This window comes from Stutzerimonas kunmingensis (assembly GCF_032106285.1).
Classification (GTDB): domain Bacteria; phylum Pseudomonadota; class Gammaproteobacteria; order Pseudomonadales; family Pseudomonadaceae; genus Stutzerimonas; species Stutzerimonas kunmingensis_B.
Genome location: NZ_DAMCPO010000003.1, coordinates 162,154 through 181,623, shown reverse-complemented (window position 1 = coordinate 181,623; position 19,470 = coordinate 162,154). Strand labels below are relative to the sequence as shown.

Genomic DNA, 19,470 nt, shown 5'->3' with positions numbered 1-19,470 from the left:
ATTCACTTCCCCTAAAAGCCCAGGCTTGAAAGCAGATCATCGACATCGTCCTGGCCGGAAACGACGTCTTCACGCATATCGGCATGCATCTGCGGACCTTCACCCTTGGAAGGCTCTTTTTCTTGTTTTTTCTTTTCCTGCTCGGCGCGCATCGCCTCGCGGTCATGCTGGATGCCTGCCACGCGATCGACCTGCCCCGCCATCAGGACAAGATTGAGCAGGTTGCTTTCGAGGTCACTGATGAGGCGGGTCACTCGCTTGATCACCTGGCCCGTCAGGTCCTGGAAGTCCTGCGCCAGCATGATTTCGCTGAGGTTCTGCGACAGCTGGCCGCCGTCGTTCATGCTGCGCTGCAAGTACTGGTCGATGCGCTTGACCAGGTCGCGGAACTGATCGGCGTTCATTTCACGACGCATGAAACGCTGCCAGTCGGCTGTCAGGCTCTGCGCCTCATAGCTCACGTAGTTCACCAGCGGCGCTGATTCTTCGACCAGGTCCATGGTGCGGTTGGCAGCCTTCTCGGTCATCTCCACCACGTAGGACAGGCGATCGGTCGCGTCCGTGATCGGCGACGGATCGCCGCCAGTGGCGCAGGTGTCCATCTCGAGCTTGACGATGGCGTTGTGCAGCTCGCGTGTGAGCTTGCCAACCTCCAGATAGAGCCCGTGGTTGCGCACCTGATTCAGCTCATTGAACATCTGCGTCGCTTCATCGAAGCGGCCCTGCTGCAGACTTTCGATCAACTTGGGTGCATGCGCCTTCAGAGTCGCTTCGAACTCTGCCAGGCTTTGGTCTGCTTGCGTCATAGTGCCCTCGCGGCGTTGCTGCTTCAGCCGTTGACGCGCTCGAAGATCTTCTCGATCTTCTCCTTGAGCACCTGGGCAGTGAAAGGCTTGACCACATAGCCGTTAACCCCAGCCTGGGCGGCTTCGATGATCTGATCGCGTTTCGCTTCGGCCGTCACCATCAGCACCGGCAGGTGCTTGAGGCGCTCATCGGCACGCACGGTGCGCAGCAGATCGATGCCGCTCATTCCCGGCATGTTCCAGTCGGTCACCAGGAAGTCGAAGCTACCGCTCTTGAGCATCGGCAGCGCGGTAGTACCGTCATCCGCTTCGGCGGTGTTGGTGAACCCCAGATCACGCAGGAGGTTCTTGATGATTCGTCTCATCGTCGAGAAGTCATCGACGATGAGGATTTTCATGTTCTTGTCCAAGTCGACCTCCGTAAGTCCCAAAATGCCTCAGCAAACCGAGCACGTCATACCGCAAACAATCGTCAATTGGCGCGCCATTCGCCGAGGCGCGCGCGCAAGCGCGCAGCGCACTGGCTATGCAACTGGCTCACACGCGACTCGCTGACCCCCAGCACCAGACCGATTTCCTTCAAATTCAATTCTTCGTCGTAATACAGCGACAGCACCAGCTTTTCACGCTCGGGCAGGTTGGCGATGGCGTCGGCCAGCGCCTGCTGAAAACGTTCATCCTCGAGATCACGGAACGGCTCCGGGTGGAGACTGGCAGCGTCTTCCTCGAGCTCGCCATGATCGCCTTCCTGCAGCAGATCGTCGAAGCTGAACAGGCGACTCCCCAGCGTATCGCCCAGAATGCCGTAATACTCGTCGAGACTTAGCTTAAGTTCGGCCGCAACCTCGTGATCTTTAGCGTCGCGCCCGGTTTTCGCTTCGATCGCCCGGATCGCCTCGCTGACCATCCGCGAATTGCGATGCACCGAACGCGGCGCCCAGTCACCCTTGCGGACTTCGTCCAGCATGGTGCCGCGAATGCGGATACCGGCGTAGGTTTCAAAGCTGGCACCCTTGCCGGCGTCGTATTTCTTAGCTGCTTCCAGCAGTCCGATCATTCCAGCCTGAATCAGATCGTCCACTTGCACGCTTGCAGGCAGACGCGCCAACAAGTGGTAAGCGATTCGCTTGACCAACGGGGCGTACTGATCGATCAGGCGGTACTGCGCATCCTTTGCCTGAGCCTTGCTGTAATACATAGCGGATCCGGCACCTGTCATTCGTGGCTGGGTGAAGCGGGGCTGATGAGGCGCTCTACGAAGAACTCAAGATGACCCCGCGGCGTCGCCGGCAGCGGCCAGGTATCAACCTTCTGCGCGATCGCCTTGAAGGCTAGTGCACATTTCGAGCGCGGGTACGCTTCATAGACTGCGCGCTGCTTCTGCACGGCCTTGCGCACCGCTTCGTCGTAAGGGACCGCACCGACATACTGCAGCGCCACGTCGAGAAAGCGCTCGGTAACCTTGGTCAGCTTGGCGAACAAATTGCGGCCTTCCTGCGGTGCGTGAGCCATGTTGGCCAACACGCGGAAGCGGCTGATGCCGTAATCGCGGTTCAGCAGCTTGATAAGTGCATAGGCGTCGGTGATGGACGTGGGCTCGTCGGTGACCACCAGCAGCACTTCCTGAGCTGCGCGCACGAAGCTCACCACGGAATCGCCGATGCCAGCCGCGGTGTCGATGATCAGCACGTCGAGCTCGTCGCCAAGCTCGCTGAACGCCTGGATCAACCCGGCGTGCTGCAGGGAAGACAGCTGCACCATGCTCTGCGTGCCGGATGCGGCCGGCACTACGCGGATGCCGCCCGGCCCCTGGATCAGCACGTCGCGCAGATCACATTCGCCGGCGATGACGTCAGCCAGGGTGCGCTTGGTGGTAAGCCCCAGCAGCACGTCGACGTTGGCCAGGCCAAGGTCGGCGTCAAGCAACACCACACGCCGGCCGAGGTCCGCCAGCGCCAGTGCCAGATTGACCGACACGTTGGTCTTGCCGACGCCACCCTTGCCGCCAGTCACCGCAATCACCTGTACGGGATGCATACCCATGTTCACATGCCTATATCTTGCTGGGGCCTTGCGGCCGGCGATGCGTCCGCATGGCACGCATCTGATTCATTCGAGTACCGCTGTCGCAGCATCATCCAGCCCGCCGTGACGAGCCGTTGTACAACCCGGCGAACATGTCGGCCATGGTTTCTTCGCTCGGCTCCTCGCCGGACTGCAGGCTCACCGCCCGACTGACCAGCTGATGGCTGCGCGGCAGATGCAGGTCGTCAGGAATCCGGGGACCATCGGCGAGGTAGGCTATCGGCAAATGCTGGCTGATCGTGAGACCGAGCACATCGCCAAGGCTGCCCGCCTCGTCGAGCTTCGTCAGGATACAACCGGCCAGCCCACAACGACGATAGTTGTGCCATGCGGCCTTGAGCACCTGGCTCTGGCTGGTTGCCGCCAGCACCAGGTAATTCTTCGATTTGACGCCCTTGTCCGACAGCGCTTCGAGCTGCATGCGCAGCGTCGGATCGCTTGCCGGCAAGCCGGCGGTGTCGATCAGGATGATCCGCTTACGCGCCAGCGAGGCCAGCGATTTGCTCAGCGGCTGGCTAGGATCGATCTGCACCACCGGCACGTCGAGGATCCGGCCCAGTGTCTTGAGCTGCTCCTGCGCACCGATCCGATAATTGTCCATGCTGGCCAGCGCAATGCTCTGCGCGCCGTGTTTCAGCACGTAGCGAGCAGCCAGCTTGGCCAGCGTAGTGGTCTTGCCGACGCCTGCTGGGCCGACCAGAGCAATCACACCGCCCTCTTCCAGCGGCTCGTTCTTGGTGACCTTGATTGCCTGCGCCAGATACGCCAGCACCATGCGCCAGGCCTGACGCGGCTCGTTAATGCCGGCGACCTTTTCCAGCAGGCTACGCGACAGCTCGGCCGGCAGGCCCAGGCGCTGCAGACGGCGCCAGAGGCCTGCCTGCTGCGGGCGACGGCTCTGCTCCTGGCCCCAGGCGATCGAGCCGAGCTGCACTTCGATCAGCTCGCGCAAACCGTGCAGTTCCGAGTACATCGCTTCGATGGCACGGGAGTCGGCTGCGGGGGAAGGCTCAGCGACCGTATCGGGCTGTACCTTGCTGGCCGCGACGGCAGGCTTCTCGTCAACCAGTTGACGATCCTGCATCTTCGCGCGCGGCGCAGCGCTCAGCTCGGCATGTGCATTGGCCAGGCGCGACTGCGTCTTGCGCAATTCGGCTTCCAGCGCCGGGTTGGGCTTGTTGGCCGCCGGCGCGGACTGCATGGGGTAATCGAGCACAGCGGTCAGCTCGACGCCACCGGCCACCCGGCGATTGCCGATGATCACGGCATCGGCGCCCAGCTCGTCGCGAACCATTTTCATGGCGATGCGCATATCGGCGGCGAAGAAACGTTTGACCTGCATGGCCTGTACCCTCGGTTAATTCTGACCCACCGTCGAGACGATGGTGACCTGCTTGTTGTCCGGTATTTCCTGGTAGGCCAGAACATGAATGTTCGGTACCGCCAGACGCGCGAATCTCGACAGCATCGCCCGTACCGGGCCGGCTACCAGCAGTACAGCCGGCTTGCCGAGCATTTCTTGACGCTGTGCTGCTTCTACCAGAGACCTTTGCAACTTTTCGGCCATTCCCGGCTCCAGCAAAATGCCGTCTTCGGAGCCTTGACCAGCCTTCTGCAGGCTATTGAGCAAAATCTGTTCCAACCGAGGCTCCAGAGTGATCACAGGCAGCTCCGGCTCTAGTCCCACAACGTTTTGCACGATTGCGCGGGATAGCGCAACGCGCACCGCAGCCACCATCGCGGCGGGATCTTGACTCTTGGCGGCCACATTGGCGATAGCCTCGGCGATGGTGCGGATGTCGCGCACGGGGACCTGCTCCTGCAACAGCGCCTGCAAGACCTTGAGCAGCGTGGAGAGCGATACCATGCCAGGCACCAGTTCCTCGGCCAGCTTGGGCGAGCTCTTGGCCAGCAGCTGCAACAGCTGCTGGACCTCCTCATGGCCAAGCAGTTCGTGGGCATGCTTGTGCAGCACCTGATTGAGGTGGGTGGCGACCACGGTACTGGCATCCACCACGGTATAACCAAGCGACTGCGCGTGATCACGCTGGCTCGCTTCGATCCAGACCGCCTCCAGCCCGAACGCCGGGTCTCTGGCGGTAATGCCATTGAGCGGACCGAACACCTGGCCCGGGTTGATCGCCAGCTCCCGATCCGGATAGACCTCAGCCTCGGCCAGACTCACCCCCATCAGCGTCAAGCGATAGGCGTTGGGCAACAGATCGAGGTTGTCACGGATGTGAACCGAGGGCATGAGAAAACCCAGGTCCTGCGAGAGCTTCTTGCGTACGCCCTTGATTCGCGCCAGCAACTGGCCACCCTGGTTGCGATCCACCAGCGGAATCAGACGGTAGCCAACTTCCAGCCCCACCATGTCCACCGGGGTTACATCGCCCCAACCCAGCTCCTTGGTTTCGGCCGCACGCTGGGCCGGGAGCAGATCCTGCTGTTTCTGTACTTCCTGCTCGGCCTTCTTCACGACCTGCTTCTGCCGATGCCAGATCCAGTAGGCACCCGCTGCAGCCGCGGCGCCAAGGCCGAGGAAGGACATATGCGGCATGCCCGGGACCAGCCCCATGGCAATCATGATCGCTGCCGACACCGCCAGCGCCTTGGGCGAGGCGAACATCTGCCGCTGCACCTGCTGCCCCATGTCCTCGGAACTGGTAACACGGGTAACCATGATGGCCGCCGCGGTAGACAGCAGCAGCGAAGGAATCTGCGCAACCAGGCCATCACCGATGGTCAGCAGTGCATAGACCTGGCCGGCATCGCTGAAGCTCATACCGTGCTGCGCCATGCCGATACCGACGCCGCCGATCAGGTTGATGAAGAGAATCAGCAGACCGGCGATGGCGTCACCACGGACGAACTTCGACGCACCATCCATGGAGCCGTAGAAATCAGCTTCCGACGACACTTCACTACGACGCTTCTTGGCTTCTTCCTGATCGATCAGGCCAGCATTGAGGTCGGCGTCGATAGCCATCTGCTTTCCGGGCATGGCATCAAGGGTGAAGCGCGCACTCACTTCCGAGATGCGGCCGGCACCCTTGGTCACCACGACGAAGTTGATGATCATCAGGATCGCGAACACCACGATACCGACGACGTAATTGCCGCCGATCACCACATTGCCGAAGGCCTCGATCACATGGCCGGCAGCGGAGCCGCCTTCATGGCCGTTGATCAGCACCACCCGCGTCGACGCCACGTTCAACGCCAGACGCATCAGTGTGGCAACCAGCAGAATCGTCGGGAACACTGCGAAATCCAGCGGGCGCAACGCATAGACGCTGACCAGCAGCACGACGATCGACAACGCGATGTTGAAGGTGAACAGCAGATCCAGCAGGAACGGCGGCACCGACAGCATCATCATGCCCATCATCACGAGCAGCAGCAGCGGCACGCCGAGGTTGCCGCGCCCCGCACCCGTCAGGCCATTGCGAATATTGATGAGTTGCGTGCGATCCAACGTAGCCCCCGGGGATACAGAACGAATTCTTGACGCGACAAGCGTCCTGCCCGGGTTATAGCAAGAAGGGGTCCAACTTCTGCGGCCCGTCGCAGAGCCCGTCGCACGGTCTGTCCGTAGCCAGAACCTGCGAGCCGCCGCGCCAGCGAACGCCACCGACAACTGGCAGTCACACTAGCAAGCGGCGACAGCCCGTCGCCGTTCGTACAAAGGAGCTTCCAGATGAAACAGTGGATCATCGCCGCGCTGGCCGGCTGCACTGCGGTCGCCGTTCAGGCTGATACATTGAACGTCAAGGTGAACGCCGTGACGGCCCAGGGCGTCGGCGAATCGGTCGGCAGCGTCAAGATCGAAAACAGCGAATACGGGCTGGTGTTCCGCCCCGAGCTATCTGGCCTGCAGCCTGGCGCCCACGGCTTTCACGTTCACGCCAAGGGCAGTTGCGAGCCGGCCGAGATCGATGGCAAGCAGACCCCGGCTGGCGCAGCGGGCGGTCACTGGGACCCGAAGAACAGCGGCAAGCATGGCGAGCCATGGGGTGATGGCCATATGGGCGACCTGCCGGCGCTGTACGTCGACAGCGAGGGCAAAGCCAGTCAGCCAGTGCTGGCGCCGCGCCTGAAGAGCCTGGGCGATATCAAAGGCTTGGCGTTGATGGTTCACCAGGGCGGAGACAATCATTCCGACCATCCGCAACCCCTCGGCGGTGGCGGTGCGCGGGTCGCCTGCGGCGTCATCGAATAACGCTGGGACATGCGGCGAGCCGGCGATCGCCGCGTGATGCGCCTCAGTCGTCGCGGCGCAGATTCGGCGGGATGGGCACATCATTCAAGGGGTCCGGCCGCCGCCCCTTGCCCGCGCGGTACTGGCGCAGCTGATAGACGTACGCCAGTACCTGCGCCACTGCCAGGTAAAGGCCAGCGGGAATCTCCTGGTCCAGTTCGGTGGAGTAGTACACCGCCCGAGCCAACGCAGGTGATTCCAGCACCGTCACCTTGTGCTCCTGGGCGATTTCGCGAATCTTCAGCGCGACGAAGTCGCCGCCCTTGGCCACCAGCCGGGGCGCGCCGCCCTTGTCGCCGTCGTACTTCAGCGCAACGGCGAAGTGCGTCGGGTTGGTGATGACCACATCGGCTTCCGGCACCGCCTGCATCATCCGCCGCTGCGCCGCCTCACGCTGCAGCTGGCGGATGCGCGACTTGACCTCCGGCTTGCCCTCGGAATCCTTGTATTCGTCCTTGACCTCCTGCTTGGTCATCATCAGCTTCTGCTTGTTGTCCCAGAGCTGGAACGGCACATCCACCGCCGCGATCAGGATCAAGCCGCAGGCCATCCAAAGGGCACACCAGCCAACCACCTCGGCACTGTGCATGATGGCGAGGTCCAGCGGCTGCTTGGCGATGGACAGCAGGTCGTCCTGATACGCCGACAACACCAGCAGCGCAACGCTGAGCACGACGAGGAACTTGCCCAGCGCCTTCAGCAGCTCGACCAACGCTTGAGTGGAAAACATGCGTTTAAGGCCGGCCGCTGGATTCATTCTGCTGACCTTGGGCGCCATCGCCTTGGCCGAGAACAGCCAGCCGCCCAGTGCCACCGGGCCGACAATCGATGCGATCAACAATGCGATCAGCAGGGGCATGATCGCCTCCAGCGCCATCAGACCGCTGCCCATCAACAGACTCGCCATGGAGCCCTCGTCCAGCAGCGTTTCGCGGCTGAGCTCGAACGTGCCCTGCATCATGGCCATCAGGGCTTGCGCCAGGCCCCCACCGGACGCCAGCAACCCGCCGATACCACCCAGCGTTACCGCCACCGTGCTGAGTTCGCGGGAACGTGCCAGCTGCCCTTTCTCGCGTGATTCGCGCAGGCGTTTCTCTGTGGGTTCCTCGCTTTTGTCGGCGCCGCTTTCGCTCTCAGCCATGCGCGACCTCCGTCAGGTACAGGGCCCGGTTCATCAGCGTGCCCCCGCCAGCTCGCGCAGCATCATCAGTGCCTCGCTGACGAATATCTGGTATTGGGCGAAGATATCGGCCATACCGATCCAGACGATGAACAGGCCGAGCACCAGGGTCAGCGGAAAGCCGATAGAGAAGATGTTCAACTGCGGCGCCGCGCGGGTCATCAGGCCGAACGCGAGGTTGACCACCAGCAGCGCGGTGATCGCCGGCAGCACCAGCAGCAAGCCGGCACCCAGTACCCAGCCCAACTTGCCGGCCACTTCCCAGAAGTGATTGGTCGACAGGCCAGCCCCCGCCGGCAGGGTGACGAAGCTCTCGGCGAGGATTTCCAGCACCACCAGGTGGCCATTGACCGAGAGGAACAGCAGGATCACCAGCATGTTGAAGAACTGGCCGAGTACGGGCACCGAGATGCCGTTGGCCGGGTCGACCATCGAGGCGAAACCGAGGCCCATCTGCATCGCCAGCAGCTGGCCCGAGACGATGAATACGTGAAAGAACAGCTGCAGGACGAAGCCGAGCATCACACCAATCACCAGTTGCTCGGCAATCAGCAGCAAAGACCGCAGGCTGAGCGAATCGACCGCAGGCATCGGCGGCAGCGTCGGCACCAGGACCAGTGCGATCGCCAGAGCCAGATACAGGCGTACACGCATCGGCACCAGCTGGGTACCGATGAGCGGCATGCTCATGAGCAATGCAGCTATGCGAAACAGCGGCAGCAGAAACTGCGCCACCCAGCCGCCGATCTGTGCATTGCTCAGCTCCAGCATCGGGCTAACCGATCAGCAACGGGATGTTCTGCACGAGGTTCTGCGTGTACTCCATCAGCTCACGCACCAGCCAGGGGCCGGCCCAGATCATCGTCAGCAGCATCACCAGCAGGCGCGGCAGGAAGCTCAGGGTCTGCTCGTTGATCTGCGTTGCGGCCTGAAACATCGCCACCACCAGGCCGACCAGCAGGCTTGGCACCACCAGCACGCCGACGATCATCGCCGTCATCCACAACCCTTCGCGAAACAGGTCCACCGCTACTTCTGGAGTCATATGCGTGGTTCCTAAAGCGTGCCGAAGCTACCGGCCAGCGTGCCGATGATCAGACCCCAGCCGTCCACCAGCACGAACAGCATGATCTTGAACGGCAACGAGATGATCAGCGGCGACAGCATCATCATGCCCATCGCCATGAGCACGCTGGCCACCACCATGTCGATGATTAGGAAGGGAATGAAGATCATGAAGCCGATCTGGAACGCCGTCTTCAGCTCGGAGGTGACGAACGCCGGCACCAGGATGGTCATCGGTGTAGCTTCCGGCGATGCGATATCGGTGCGTCGTGACAGCCTGACGAACAGCTCCAGATCGCTCTCGCGGGTCTGCGCCAGCATGAAACCCTTGAGCGGCACCTCGGCCCGGGCGATCGCTTCCTGCGCCGGGATCTGCTCGCTGAGGTAAGGCTGCAGCGCTTCCTGGTTAATCCGCTCGAACACCGGCGCCATGATGAATAGCGTGAGGAACAGGGTCAGACCGATGAGGATCTGGTTCGACGGTGTCTGCTGCAGGCCAAGCGCCTGACGCAGGATGGAAAACACGATGATGATGCGGGTGAAGCTGGTCATTAGCATGACGAACGCCGGGATGAAGCTCAGCGCCGTCATGATCAGCAGAATCTGCAGGCTGACCGAGTATTCCTGCTGTCCTTCCGCGTCGGTGGTCAGAGTGATCGCCGGAATCGAGAGCGGGTTGTTTCCCTGGGCCAGGATGCCGGAAGGCTCCTGCGCCATGGCGAGCGGGCCGAGCAACATCAGCGCGACCACCAGCAGAATGCGCAACATCAAGGCTTGTCCTTGTGGTCCTTGCCGAGCAGCTCCATCAGACGCTGGGCGAATTCAGGGTTGGCCGGCTCGGCGTCCGGCAGGTGCACCGGCTCCTGCATCACGTGCAGTGGCGTGATGACGCCGCCACTGAGGCCGATCAGGATCTGCTCGCCGCCGACCTGGACCAGCACCAGCCGCTCGCGCGGCCCCAGCGCCTGGGTGGAGATCAGCTTGATCACCTGGGTGCCGCGCGGGTTCAACTGCTGAACCCGACGCAGCAGCCATGCGAGCAGGAAGATCAGTCCGATCACCAGCAACAGGCCGAGCATCAGCTTGCTCAGCTGCGCGCCCATGCCGGCGCTGCTCATGCTGGCTGCCGGCTCCGCGGCGAAGGCTGGCAGCGCGACGAACGCCGTCAGGAATGCGAGCGCGCGCATGTCAGCGCAGCTTCTTGATACGTTCGGTCGGGCTGATCACATCGGTCAGCCGGATGCCAAACTTCTCGTTGACCACCACTACCTCGCCATGGGCAATGAGGGTGCCGTTGACCAACACGTCCAGCGGTTCGCCGGCCAGACGATCAAGCTCCACCACCGAGCCCTGGTTGAGCTGCAGCAGGTTGCGGATGCTGATTTCGGTACTGCCGACCTCCATCGAGATGGAAACCGGGATGTCGAGGATCACGTCCAGATTGGGACCGTCCAGTCCCAGCTGCACGCCATTGGACTTGGGCGCGCTGGCGAAATCCTCCAACGGTGCGCGCGGAGCGGCCGGGGCGGCTGCTTCCGGGCCCTGATTCAGCAGCGCATCGATGTCGTCCTGGCTGGCGTCGCCGGCTTCGGCCAGCGCTGCAGCCCATTCATCGGCCAGCGCCTGTTCCTCGGGGGAGGTGTTGTCGTGTTCGTCTGCCATCGCTAATCCTCGATCGGCTCGAATTGAGTAAAGGGCTGGCTCAGCGTGGGCGGACCACGGGCTCCAGCACCTGCAATGCCAGGTTGCCTTTGTGGGCACCCAGCTTGACCTTGAAGGACGGCATGCCATTGGCACGCATGATCATGTCTTCTGGCATTTCCACCGGGATCACGTCGCCCGGCTGCATGTTCAGAATGTCGCGCAATTTCAGTTGCCGCCTGACGACAGTCGCGCCCAGCGGAACGTTGACGTCGAGAATGTCTTCGCGCAGCGCCTTGACCCAACGCTCATCCTGGTCACTGACGTCCGACTGGAAGCCGGCATCCAGCATCTCGCGGATCGGCTCGATCATCGAATAGGGCATGGTCACGTGCAGATCGCCGCCGCCGCTGTCCAGTTCGATGTGGAAGGTGGAAACCACCACCACTTCGCTGGGACTGACGATGTTGGCCAGGGCCGGATTCACTTCCGAGTTGACGTACTCGAAGTTGACGTCCAGCACCGCGTGCCAGGCTTCCTTGAGATCGGTGAAGGCCTGATCGAGCACCATGCGTACGACTCGCAACTCGGTCGGGGTGAACTCGCGCCCCTCGATCTTGGCGTGGCGACCGTCACCGCCGAAGAAGTTGTCCACCAGCTTGAACACCAGCTTGGCGTCGAGGATGAACAGCGCCGTGCCACGCAGCGGCTTCATCTTCACCAGATTGAGGCTGGTGGGTACATACAGCGAATGCACGTACTCGCCGAACTTCATCACCTGCACGCCACCCACCGACACATCGGCCGAGCGACGCAGCAGGTTGAACATGCTGATGCGGGTGTAACGGGCGAAACGCTCGTTGATCATTTCCAGGGTGGGCATGCGCCCGCGAACGATGCGGTCCTGACTGGTCAGGTCATAGCTCTTGATGGATCCCGGCTCGGAATCGCTTTCGGTATCCACCAGACCGTCGTCGACCCCGTGCAGGAGCGCATCGATCTCGTCTTGCGAGAGCAGGTCTTGAACAGCCATCTGCGGCAGCCTTCTATTGCAATACGAAGTTGGTGAAAAGCACTTGCTCGACGGCAAGCTTGCCAATTTCCTTCTGCGCCAGTTCCTGCACGCTGGCAGTCGCCTGCTGACGCAGCATTTCCTTGCCCACGGGCGTTTTCAACGCCTCGAAGTCCTGACTGGAGAACAGCATGACCAGTCGGTTGCGCAACAACGGCATATGTACTTTCAGTGCATCCAGCGCAGCCTGATCACGTGACATCAGCGCGATGCTGACCTGCATGTAACGCTGGCGTCCCTTGTTGCTGAAATTGACCACGAAAGCCGGCATCAGGACTTCATATATCGCCGGCTGCTTGCCCGAGGCGGTGCTCGCGGCCTCTTCGGCCTTGTCGTCACCGAGGTCGCCGCCCTTGTTCATGAAGTAAAGCGTACCGCCGATGGAAAGCCCTACGGCCACCAACATGGCGACCACGATCACCAGGATGAGTTTCAGCTTTCCCTTGCCTGCCGGTTCCGCTTCCGGTCCGGTTGGCGGCACTGTTGGTGGAGCCTGTTTCTTAGCCATGCCAAATATCCGTCATCAACAGCGTTCGATTCTGATTTCAGGAGTTAGGAGCAACAGCTGTGCCAACGTCAATGCACGCCGGTACGGCGCAGCCTCGGGCTCCAGGCAGTGCGCTCACAAGGTATCAGGAAAAGGATGGAGATAACGCCTGGATAGGCGCCGCGAAAGCGATTACAGCGACGGGCGGCGGAAAACCGGCGCGCACCTGAACGGCGGCGCCGGATTATCCCTCAAAGCGGATGGCTCAGGCGTAGTAGTCGACGAGTCCGCGATCACCGGCGACACGACTGGAGGCAATTTCCGTCACGCCGAGCTCCACCTCATCGCCTGCCAGATCGCCCTCACCCGACGCTCCACCCCGCGAGGAACCACCATCGGCTCCGCCTTGCCAGCCACGCGCCAGCGACTGATCGGATACGTTCACGTCCATCAGGTTCATGCCCTGCTGGGTGAACATTTCCCGTAGTCGCTGCATCTGTCCTTCCAACGCGTCGCGCACCCCCGCATGCGGGCTGAGGAAGGTCACCTGCGCCTGGTCCTTGGTCAGGTCGATGCGTACTTCCATACGACCGAGTTCAGCCGGGTCGAGTTGGATTTCCGCCGACTTTAGGTTCTGGCTGGACAGCCACATCACGCGGTCGACGACCGCCTCGCTCCAGCCAGACTGCTGCATCTGCACCGGTTGACCCGGCACCAGTGCCGGCCTCTGCGACTGCTGAACCTGCTGGGCGATGGCCTGGCTCAAGGGATTGAGGCGTCCCGCAGCCAGTTCGCTGGCGCTGGCACGACTCTCCTTTGGCGCCTCCACGCTTTCCAGCAGGTCCTTGGTCAGCAATTCCACATCGAGCTCTTCGCCCTCACCCGCTTCCTGACTCGCCAGCAATGCGCTGGCAAAGCCATCGTCAGCCGAGGCCTTCGCCTGCGCATCGGTCAGCGGGTTCTGCAATTGCTGCTGGGCCGTCTTCTGCATAGCTGCCGGGGTTTCGGTCAGCGTACGCATGCCGGCCAGTGTTGCTTCGTCCGCATCGACGGCCTCATCGCCGGCGATGCCGGCAGCGGCCGTCGGCAGCCCCGGAAGCAGGGAGACAGCATCGACCTCGGTTTCAGGCTGGGCTTCGGACTCCGCCACGAACTGCGTGCCAAGACCAAGCAGCAGCATTGGATCGAGCTCCGCCTCCGGAATTTCCTCAGCCGGCGTTTCGGGAGGCAAGGTATTGCCGCTTTCGGCAACCGCCGACTTCTCGTCGGTGGTCGCCTCTGCCGTTTCCTGCTCGCGCTTGTCCTCGACCGGCTTGTCACGGCCGGCCTCATTGCGCACCGGACGCTCGGCTGGTTTCGTCTGACGCTCCTTGGCGTAGACGTCGGAGAAGCTGGAACTGCCGCTGTCTCGCCCTTCACGCGGCGCCTCCGGTGCTTTAGCCGCAGCTTTGGGACGCGCGTCGACGGAAGGGGTTCTAAGCAACAGGTCGGGGGAAACAGCCATGAGGTCATTCCGCTACGGATGGATCGTAGCGGAAGCAGAGCAAGTTCCGGGCCAGCAGCATGTTTGCCGGAAAAACACCGTGGATACGCGCTGGCATTGCCAGAAATGATGGCCCGACGGGCCGCGGCTCAGCCCTCAGAAGCGCTTGCGCGTCAGAGATTTGGCCACTCAGCCGTAGCGTTGGCGCTCGGCGCGGAAGAGGATGCCGACGATGGCGAACTCCCGCTCGATGGATTCGATGAGCGCCGGGGCCTGGGCGAGGTTCTCCTCCCGAGCGGCACTCTCGAGCTCCTGGCAGAGGTCGGCCAGCAGCGTCGCGCCCATGTTGCTGCAGCTGCCTTTGAAGCTGTGCGCAGCACGCCGCAAGGTTTCAGACTGGTCGGCGAGACAGGCCTGGCGGAGCAGCCGAACGCGCTCCTCGGAGTCGGCAAGAAAGGTATCCAGCAGCGCCGGATACTCACTCTCCATCACGTCCTGCAGCGTGGTCAGCACGGCGCCGTCGAGATGAGTGTTGGACACCGATACACCCCTGAATGAAAGCGGACGATTATGCCTCAGCCTGCCAGATGAACTCTACGCTCAGCCCGCGTCCATCCGACTGCCAGTCGAATCGGTCGCTCAACTGGCGCACCAGATGCAAACCGCGACCGCTGAAGCGATCGCTGCCAAACTGCGCCTGCAACGCGCGCGACACGTCGAAGCCCGAGCCGCTGTCGCTGATGCCGATGCGCAGGCGCCCTCCATGCGGGGCGGTCTTGATGTTCAGCTGCAGATGCACATGACCGTCGACCAATGCCTGCAGGCGTTGCTGGCGCAAGTCGTAGTACTGCTTGAAACCGTCGGCATCACACTTGAGGCTCGAATCGAGGCCGAGCACGCCATGCTCCAGGGCATTGGAATAGAGCTCGCCCAACACGGTGTAGATCTCACCGACACGCGAGCGCAACTGATTGACCTGCAGCAGGATCTGCAGCAACGAAGGCAATGGATTGCCGCTGCGCAGGCTGTCGGCACGCAGCTCGAGCCGAATCGACCAGTCCATCGGCCGTGAGCGGTGCGCGGTGGCCGGGGCAATCGACGGCATCGTGATCGCCTCCGGGCTGACTACGACCTCGACCAGGCTCAGGTCGTCGTGCTGCTGGCCGTGGAAATCCAGCAGCGCCTGCTCGATCTCGTCGAACAGCCGTGCCGGATCGTCGTTGGCGTCCAGCACGGCGAGCAGGCGCTGCTCGCCGAACAGCTCGTCATTGGCATTGCGACTCTCGACCACGCCGTCGGACAGCAGCAACAGCCGGTCGCCGGGGACCAAGGGGTAATGCTCGAACTTGTCGTCCAGCGCCGCCGGGGAGACGACACCAAGCGGCAGGTGACGGGATGCCAGGACCGTGCGCCGGCCGGCCGCTCCGATCAGGTAACCGTCGGGCAAACCGCCGTTCCACACCCGCAGGCTGCCCTGTTTGGGATCGATATCGAGCAGCGTCGCGCAGCAGAACATTTCCACCGGGAGGATCTGTTTGAGCTTGGCATTCATCTCGCGAAGGATGTCGGTGCTCGAATAGCCTTTCGCCGCCATCCCGTAAAAGGTTTCCGCCAGCGGCATGGCCCCGATCGCGGCGGGCAGCCCGTGGCCGGTGAAATCGCCGAGCAGGACAAACATCTGCCCCGCCGGGGCCTGCGCCGCCAGCAGCAGGTCGCCGTTGAACAGCGCCTGCGGCGACTGGCGGAAGCGGATGGTGGGCGCGCTCAGGCAACCAGCATGTGCGACTTTGTCGAAGATCGCCTTGGCGGCCCGATGTTCGTCGAGCAACTGCTGATTGCGCCTGGCGATCAGGTCGCGCTGCTCGAGCACGGTCGCCTGCAGGCGGCGCAGACGATGCATGGCCTGGATCTTGGCTTCGAGAATGATCGGGTTGTAAGGCTTGGCGATGAAGTCGTCGCCGCCAGCCTCGAGGCAGCTGACCAGCGCTTCGTGCTCGGTCAGCGAGGTGAGAAAGATGATCGGGACCAGCTCATCGCCGGCCAGTTGCTTGATGCGCCGCGCCGCCTCGAAGCCATCCATTACCGGCATCAGCGCGTCCATCAGCACCAGCTGCGGCCGCTCCTCCTGAAACAGCTCGACCGCCTCCTGCCCATCGGCTGCCGTCAGCACCCGGTGGCCCTGCTTGGCAACGATGGTGGAAAGCAGCACCCGATCGACCGGGCTGTCCTCGGCGATCAGGATCGACAGCCGCATGGGCATGTCAGGCGATCACGAATAATTGTTCGAAATTCGACACCGACAGGATCTTGCGCACGTCGCCATTGCAGTTGAGCAGGCGGATGTCCGCCTCGTCGCCACCGGCGTGATCGCGCAACAAGAGCAGCATGCCCAGCGCCGAACTATCCATGTAAGTGGTGCCTTGCAGATTGACCACATAACGCTGCGGATTCACGTCCTGACGTTGGTAAGCATCACGGAAGGCCTGATGCGCATTGAAGTCGAAGCGCCCGCTGATGGATATGGTCAACTCCTGGCCATCCGCCGAAGGCTGCGAGGTAATGGTCATGTGGCACTCCTGATCCGGTACGTCTTGAAAGCGGCTTGCGAGCAGCCGTCGCGATAAGCGAAATGAACAGCCGTGTACCGGCTGAAAGGCGGCCATCCGGTTCTGAGACTTATCCTCGGAAGAGCCAGATGGCAGCTGAAACGATCTGTTGGCGGTCGCCGCGCTGAAACGCGGTCAAGATTTATCATTCAAGCAGCGGTACGGCAAGCACGAATCCGGCCTGAGACCGTGGCTGGATCACTGCTCACGCGTTCTCCCGGACAGCCGCTGGGCGTACTCGTCGAGCAACTTCTGCTCGCGCTTGTCCGCCGCGATCCGCGCTTCCTTCTGATAGCTTTCGACCAGCTTGCTCAGCCCTTCGACACGCGCATGGCGCTGGTGCCACTGCTGGCGCAGCTTCTTCAGGTTGTCGCGATACCAGTTGACGCTGCGCTGCTGCTGCCCGATGGCCGACTCCAGCTGCGACAGGAAGCGCTGGTAATTCATCAGCCACTGCCCCGAGACGCCCTGACTGCCCTGCTGCATCCATTGCTGCTGGTAGTCGCTGAAGTACTGCTCCAGCTCACCGAGCTTGGCCTCGGCCTGATTCAGCTGAGTCTGGCCCTGGCCCAGCAACCGCGCGGCCTCCTGCTCGGCCTTTTCGGCCATCTCGATGACCGGCGCCAGGCGCGCCGCCCGACTGGCCGCCATCGGTTAGCCGCCCTGCCGTGGATTGAACACCGCTGCGAGTTGCGCGGCGCTGCGCGTCAGGTCCTCGCTTTCATCGAGGCCCTGGCGCAGGTAGCTCACCATCTCGGCCTGGCGCGCGATGGCCATATCCGTTTCCGGATCGCCACCTGGCACATAGGCGCCGACACTGATCAGGTCGCGGCTCTGCTGGTAGCGCGACCAGAGCTGCTTGAAACGCTGCGACGCACGCACATGTTCGGCGCTCACCACCTGCGGCATGACTCGGCTGATGGAGGCTTCGATGTCGATAGCCGGATAGTGGCCTTCTTCGGCCAAACGGCGCGACAGCACGATGTGGCCGTCGAGTACACCGCGAGCGGCATCGGCGATCGGGTCCTGCTGGTCGTCACCCTCGGAGAGCACGGTGTAGAACGCCGTGATCGAGCCGCCGCCCTGCTCGGCATTACCGGCGCGCTCGACCAGACTCGGCAGCTTGGCGAACACCGACGGCGGATAGCCCTTGGTCGCTGGCGGCTCGCCGATGGCCAGGGCGATCTCGCGCTGGGCCTGGGCATAGCGTGTCAGCGAGTCCATCAGCAGCAGCACGTTCTTGCCCTGATCGCGGAAGTACTCCGCAATACGGGTGCAGTACTGCGCGGCGCGCAGGCGCATCAGCGGCGCTTCGTCAGCCGGCGATGCCACCACCACGGAGCGCTTGATGCTCTCCTCGCCGAGGATGTTCTCGATGAATTCCTTGACCTCACGCCCCCGCTCACCGATCAGCCCGACCACGATGATGTCGGCCTCGGTGAAACGGGTCATCATGCCCAGCAGCACCGACTTGCCAACCCCGGTACCGGCGAACAGGCCGAGACGCTGACCGCGCCCGACCGTGAGCAACCCGTTGATACTGCGGATACCGACATCCAGTGGCTCGCTGATCGGGTGGCGCTTGAGCGGGTTGATCACCGGGCCGACCATCGGCACCCAGTCCTCGGCTTTCATGCCGCCCTTGCCGTCCAGTGCACGCCCTGCGCCATCCAGCACGCGGCCGAGCATGGACATGCCCATGGGCAGTCGTCCGGTATTGACCAGCGGCACGACCCGCGCGCCCGGAGCGATGCCGGCAAGGCTGCCGACGGGCATCAGATACAGCTTGCCGCTGGAAAAGCCCATCACCTCGGCCTCGACCTCGGTGGGGTGATAGCTGTCGTCGTTGATCACCAGGCAGCGACTGCCAACGGCTGCGCGCAGCCCTTCGGCCTCCAGCGTCAGACCGACCATGCGCAGCAGGCGCCCTTCGAGCATGGGCTGGCTGGGCAGTTTGATCGCTTCGCCATAGGCTTCGAATCGCTTGGCGAAACTGGTTCGCTCAAGGCGCATCGGGCATGTCCAGATCGATGGTCAGATCGGCGGCAGGAGGACGGGTGGCATTCTCGCGCTGCTGTTCGAACAGTTGTTTGATGGCCTGGGTGAGACGCGTCTCGATGCTCGCATCGATGCGACTGTGCTCGGTTTCGATATGACAGCCACCAGGCAGTAGGCTGCTGTCCTCGAGAATTCGCCAGCTTTCCTCGTGGCGCTCGCGCAGCGCCTTGATCAGCTCGAAGTCCTGCGGATTGACGTGGATTCGCACATTGCTGGCGCCCATTGGCAGCAACTTCAGCGCCTCGCGCAGCACCTGACGGATCTGGCTGGAATCGATCAGCAGATCACGCTGGATCACTTCGCGCGCCATGTGGCTGACCAGGGTCGCCATGGCGTGCTCGAGATTGCGATCCTGATCGGCAATCGGCTCGAGCAACTGCCCCATCAGCTGCTCGAGGTTTTCCAGCCGCGGCGCCAACGCGGCCTCGGCCTCCTGCCGCGCCTTGAGCTGGCCGGCATGGAAACCATCTTTCTCGCCAGTGGCGAAACCTTCGTTGTATGCCTGCTGGCGGATCGCTTCGAGTTCGTCGAGCGTCAGCGGTTTGACTTCCTCGACCGGGACGTCCTCGCTTCGCGCCAGCTCTTCGGCGGGCTCTTCCACGACCCCTGCTGCCGGCAACTCGTCTTCTTCGCCCTGCGGGTCGAAGCTGGGCAGCGACCAGCGATCGAACAGGCTGACGTCTTTCGCGCGTATGACGTCGCTGGGGTTGTCCTTGGCCATGTGTG

General features: G+C 62.6%; 22 protein-coding genes. 1 reads left to right on the top strand and 21 read right to left on the bottom strand.

Annotated elements, in window-relative coordinates:
• Positions 1-11: 11 nt before the first annotated feature.
• The 6 genes from RT582_RS04050 to flhA form a co-directional block, all read right to left on the bottom strand.
• Positions 12-806, bottom strand: coding sequence for a protein phosphatase CheZ (locus RT582_RS04050; protein WP_042926985.1), 795 nt, complete (start codon positions 804-806; stop codon positions 12-14).
• Positions 807-829: 23 nt separating this feature from the next.
• On the bottom strand, positions 830-1,204 hold the full coding sequence (locus RT582_RS04045) for a chemotaxis response regulator CheY (RefSeq protein WP_011913679.1): 375 nt from the start codon (positions 1,202-1,204) through the stop codon (positions 830-832).
• A 74-nt stretch (positions 1,205-1,278) separates the two neighbouring features.
• On the bottom strand, positions 1,279-2,004 hold the full coding sequence (gene fliA, locus RT582_RS04040) for an RNA polymerase sigma factor FliA (RefSeq protein ID WP_044316425.1): 726 nt from the start codon (positions 2,002-2,004) through the stop codon (positions 1,279-1,281).
• Between the two features lie 17 nt (positions 2,005-2,021).
• On the bottom strand, positions 2,022-2,849 hold the full coding sequence (gene fleN / locus RT582_RS04035; RefSeq protein WP_014820851.1) for a flagellar synthesis regulator FleN: 828 nt from the start codon (positions 2,847-2,849) through the stop codon (positions 2,022-2,024).
• Between the two features lie 91 nt (positions 2,850-2,940).
• Positions 2,941-4,233 carry a flagellar biosynthesis protein FlhF gene (gene flhF, locus RT582_RS04030; protein WP_042926986.1) on the bottom strand — a complete coding sequence of 431 codons (1,293 nt, stop codon included), beginning with the start codon at positions 4,231-4,233 and terminating at the stop codon, positions 2,941-2,943.
• A 15-nt stretch (positions 4,234-4,248) separates the two neighbouring features.
• Positions 4,249-6,369 (bottom strand): flagellar biosynthesis protein FlhA, encoded by a 2,121-nt coding sequence (gene flhA, locus RT582_RS04025; protein ID WP_313476619.1) that lies wholly within the window; start codon positions 6,367-6,369, stop codon positions 4,249-4,251.
• Positions 6,370-6,591: 222 nt separating this feature from the next.
• Between flhA and sodC the strand changes: the two genes are divergently transcribed.
• Positions 6,592-7,113, top strand: coding sequence for a superoxide dismutase family protein (sodC, locus tag RT582_RS04020; protein WP_014820854.1), 522 nt, complete (start codon positions 6,592-6,594; stop codon positions 7,111-7,113).
• 43 nt (positions 7,114-7,156) lie between these two features.
• Here the strand turns inward: sodC and flhB are convergent, their stop codons facing one another.
• The 15 genes from flhB to fliH all read right to left on the bottom strand — a co-directional run bounded on the left by flhB (position 7,157) and on the right by fliH (position 19,465).
• On the bottom strand, positions 7,157-8,293 hold the full coding sequence (gene flhB, locus RT582_RS04015; protein ID WP_313476618.1) for a flagellar biosynthesis protein FlhB: 1,137 nt from the start codon (positions 8,291-8,293) through the stop codon (positions 7,157-7,159).
• Between the two features lie 33 nt (positions 8,294-8,326).
• The gene (fliR, locus tag RT582_RS04010) at positions 8,327-9,103 is read right to left on the bottom strand and encodes a flagellar biosynthetic protein FliR (protein ID WP_313476615.1); all 777 of its coding nucleotides are present in this window, start codon (positions 9,101-9,103) and stop codon (positions 8,327-8,329) included.
• A 4-nt stretch (positions 9,104-9,107) separates the two neighbouring features.
• Entirely contained in the window at positions 9,108-9,377 is a 270-nt protein-coding gene (gene fliQ / locus RT582_RS04005; protein ID WP_102832867.1) for a flagellar biosynthesis protein FliQ, read from the bottom strand.
• An 11-nt stretch (positions 9,378-9,388) separates the two neighbouring features.
• Positions 9,389-10,165, bottom strand: a complete 777-nt coding sequence (fliP, locus tag RT582_RS04000; RefSeq protein ID WP_313476612.1) for a flagellar type III secretion system pore protein FliP — start codon at positions 10,163-10,165, stop codon at positions 9,389-9,391.
• Positions 10,165-10,584 (bottom strand): flagellar biosynthetic protein FliO, encoded by a 420-nt coding sequence (gene fliO / locus RT582_RS03995; RefSeq protein ID WP_313476610.1) that lies wholly within the window; start codon positions 10,582-10,584, stop codon positions 10,165-10,167. Before fliO ends, fliP begins: the two co-directional genes overlap by 1 nt.
• Before the next feature lies 1 nt (position 10,585).
• The gene (gene fliN / locus RT582_RS03990; RefSeq protein WP_003299587.1) at positions 10,586-11,059 is read right to left on the bottom strand and encodes a flagellar motor switch protein FliN; all 474 of its coding nucleotides are present in this window, start codon (positions 11,057-11,059) and stop codon (positions 10,586-10,588) included.
• 40 nt (positions 11,060-11,099) lie between these two features.
• Positions 11,100-12,071, bottom strand: a complete 972-nt coding sequence (gene fliM / locus RT582_RS03985) for a flagellar motor switch protein FliM (protein ID WP_014820859.1) — start codon at positions 12,069-12,071, stop codon at positions 11,100-11,102.
• Between the two features lie 13 nt (positions 12,072-12,084).
• Positions 12,085-12,618: a flagellar basal body-associated protein FliL gene (gene fliL, locus RT582_RS03980; RefSeq protein ID WP_101274878.1), complete on the bottom strand. Its 534-nt coding sequence runs from the start codon at positions 12,616-12,618 to the stop codon at positions 12,085-12,087.
• A 244-nt stretch (positions 12,619-12,862) separates the two neighbouring features.
• Positions 12,863-14,101 (bottom strand): flagellar hook-length control protein FliK, encoded by a 1,239-nt coding sequence (locus RT582_RS03975; protein WP_313476604.1) that lies wholly within the window; start codon positions 14,099-14,101, stop codon positions 12,863-12,865.
• 168 nt (positions 14,102-14,269) lie between these two features.
• Complete coding sequence (locus RT582_RS03970; protein WP_312722788.1) at positions 14,270-14,620, bottom strand: Hpt domain-containing protein; 351 nt, start codon at positions 14,618-14,620, stop codon at positions 14,270-14,272.
• 28 nt (positions 14,621-14,648) lie between these two features.
• Entirely contained in the window at positions 14,649-16,340 is a 1,692-nt protein-coding gene (locus RT582_RS03965; RefSeq protein ID WP_313476601.1) for an ATP-binding SpoIIE family protein phosphatase, read from the bottom strand.
• 1 nt (position 16,341) lies between these two features.
• Complete coding sequence (locus RT582_RS03960) at positions 16,342-16,647, bottom strand: STAS domain-containing protein (protein ID WP_313476598.1); 306 nt, start codon at positions 16,645-16,647, stop codon at positions 16,342-16,344.
• A 237-nt stretch (positions 16,648-16,884) separates the two neighbouring features.
• Positions 16,885-17,337 carry a flagellar export protein FliJ gene (gene fliJ, locus RT582_RS03955; protein ID WP_014820864.1) on the bottom strand — a complete coding sequence of 151 codons (453 nt, stop codon included), beginning with the start codon at positions 17,335-17,337 and terminating at the stop codon, positions 16,885-16,887.
• Between the two features lie 3 nt (positions 17,338-17,340).
• A complete protein-coding gene (fliI, locus tag RT582_RS03950; RefSeq protein WP_042927000.1) occupies positions 17,341-18,699 on the bottom strand; it encodes a flagellar protein export ATPase FliI in 1,359 nt (452 codons plus the stop codon).
• Positions 18,689-19,465 carry a flagellar assembly protein FliH gene (gene fliH, locus RT582_RS03945; protein WP_014820866.1) on the bottom strand — a complete coding sequence of 259 codons (777 nt, stop codon included), beginning with the start codon at positions 19,463-19,465 and terminating at the stop codon, positions 18,689-18,691. The genes fliI and fliH overlap by 11 nt, the downstream gene beginning before the upstream one ends.
• Positions 19,466-19,470 lie beyond the last annotated feature (5 nt).

Bases quoted from the DNA above. Each gene is read 5' to 3' on its own strand.
- flhF (WP_042926986.1), bottom strand. From the start codon at position 4,233: ATGCAGGTCAAACGTTTCTTCGCCGCCGATATGCGCATCGCCATGAAA.
- RT582_RS04045 (WP_011913679.1), bottom strand. From the start codon at position 1,204: ATGAAAATCCTCATCGTCGATGACTTCTCGACGATGAGACGAATCATC.
- fliA (WP_044316425.1), bottom strand. From the start codon at position 2,004: ATGTATTACAGCAAGGCTCAGGCAAAGGATGCGCAGTACCGCCTGATC.
- RT582_RS04050 (WP_042926985.1), bottom strand. From the start codon at position 806: ATGACGCAAGCAGACCAAAGCCTGGCAGAGTTCGAAGCGACTCTGAAG.
- fliJ (WP_014820864.1), bottom strand. From the start codon at position 17,337: ATGGCGGCCAGTCGGGCGGCGCGCCTGGCGCCGGTCATCGAGATGGCC.
- sodC (WP_014820854.1), top strand. From the start codon at position 6,592: ATGAAACAGTGGATCATCGCCGCGCTGGCCGGCTGCACTGCGGTCGCC.
- fliR (WP_313476615.1), bottom strand. From the start codon at position 9,103: ATGCTGGAGCTGAGCAATGCACAGATCGGCGGCTGGGTGGCGCAGTTT.
- fliI (WP_042927000.1), bottom strand. From the start codon at position 18,699: ATGCGCCTTGAGCGAACCAGTTTCGCCAAGCGATTCGAAGCCTATGGC.
- fliP (WP_313476612.1), bottom strand. From the start codon at position 10,165: ATGTTGCGCATTCTGCTGGTGGTCGCGCTGATGTTGCTCGGCCCGCTC.
- fliO (WP_313476610.1), bottom strand. From the start codon at position 10,584: ATGCGCGCGCTCGCATTCCTGACGGCGTTCGTCGCGCTGCCAGCCTTC.
- RT582_RS03965 (WP_313476601.1), bottom strand. From the start codon at position 16,340: ATGCCCATGCGGCTGTCGATCCTGATCGCCGAGGACAGCCCGGTCGAT.
- fliM (WP_014820859.1), bottom strand. From the start codon at position 12,071: ATGGCTGTTCAAGACCTGCTCTCGCAAGACGAGATCGATGCGCTCCTG.
- RT582_RS03975 (WP_313476604.1), bottom strand. From the start codon at position 14,101: ATGGCTGTTTCCCCCGACCTGTTGCTTAGAACCCCTTCCGTCGACGCG.
- RT582_RS03960 (WP_313476598.1), bottom strand. From the start codon at position 16,647: ATGACCATTACCTCGCAGCCTTCGGCGGATGGCCAGGAGTTGACCATA.
- fliN (WP_003299587.1), bottom strand. From the start codon at position 11,059: ATGGCAGACGAACACGACAACACCTCCCCCGAGGAACAGGCGCTGGCC.
- fliL (WP_101274878.1), bottom strand. From the start codon at position 12,618: ATGGCTAAGAAACAGGCTCCACCAACAGTGCCGCCAACCGGACCGGAA.
- flhB (WP_313476618.1), bottom strand. From the start codon at position 8,293: ATGGCTGAGAGCGAAAGCGGCGCCGACAAAAGCGAGGAACCCACAGAG.
- fliH (WP_014820866.1), bottom strand. From the start codon at position 19,465: ATGGCCAAGGACAACCCCAGCGACGTCATACGCGCGAAAGACGTCAGC.
- fliQ (WP_102832867.1), bottom strand. From the start codon at position 9,377: ATGACTCCAGAAGTAGCGGTGGACCTGTTTCGCGAAGGGTTGTGGATG.
- fleN (WP_014820851.1), bottom strand. From the start codon at position 2,849: ATGGGTATGCATCCCGTACAGGTGATTGCGGTGACTGGCGGCAAGGGT.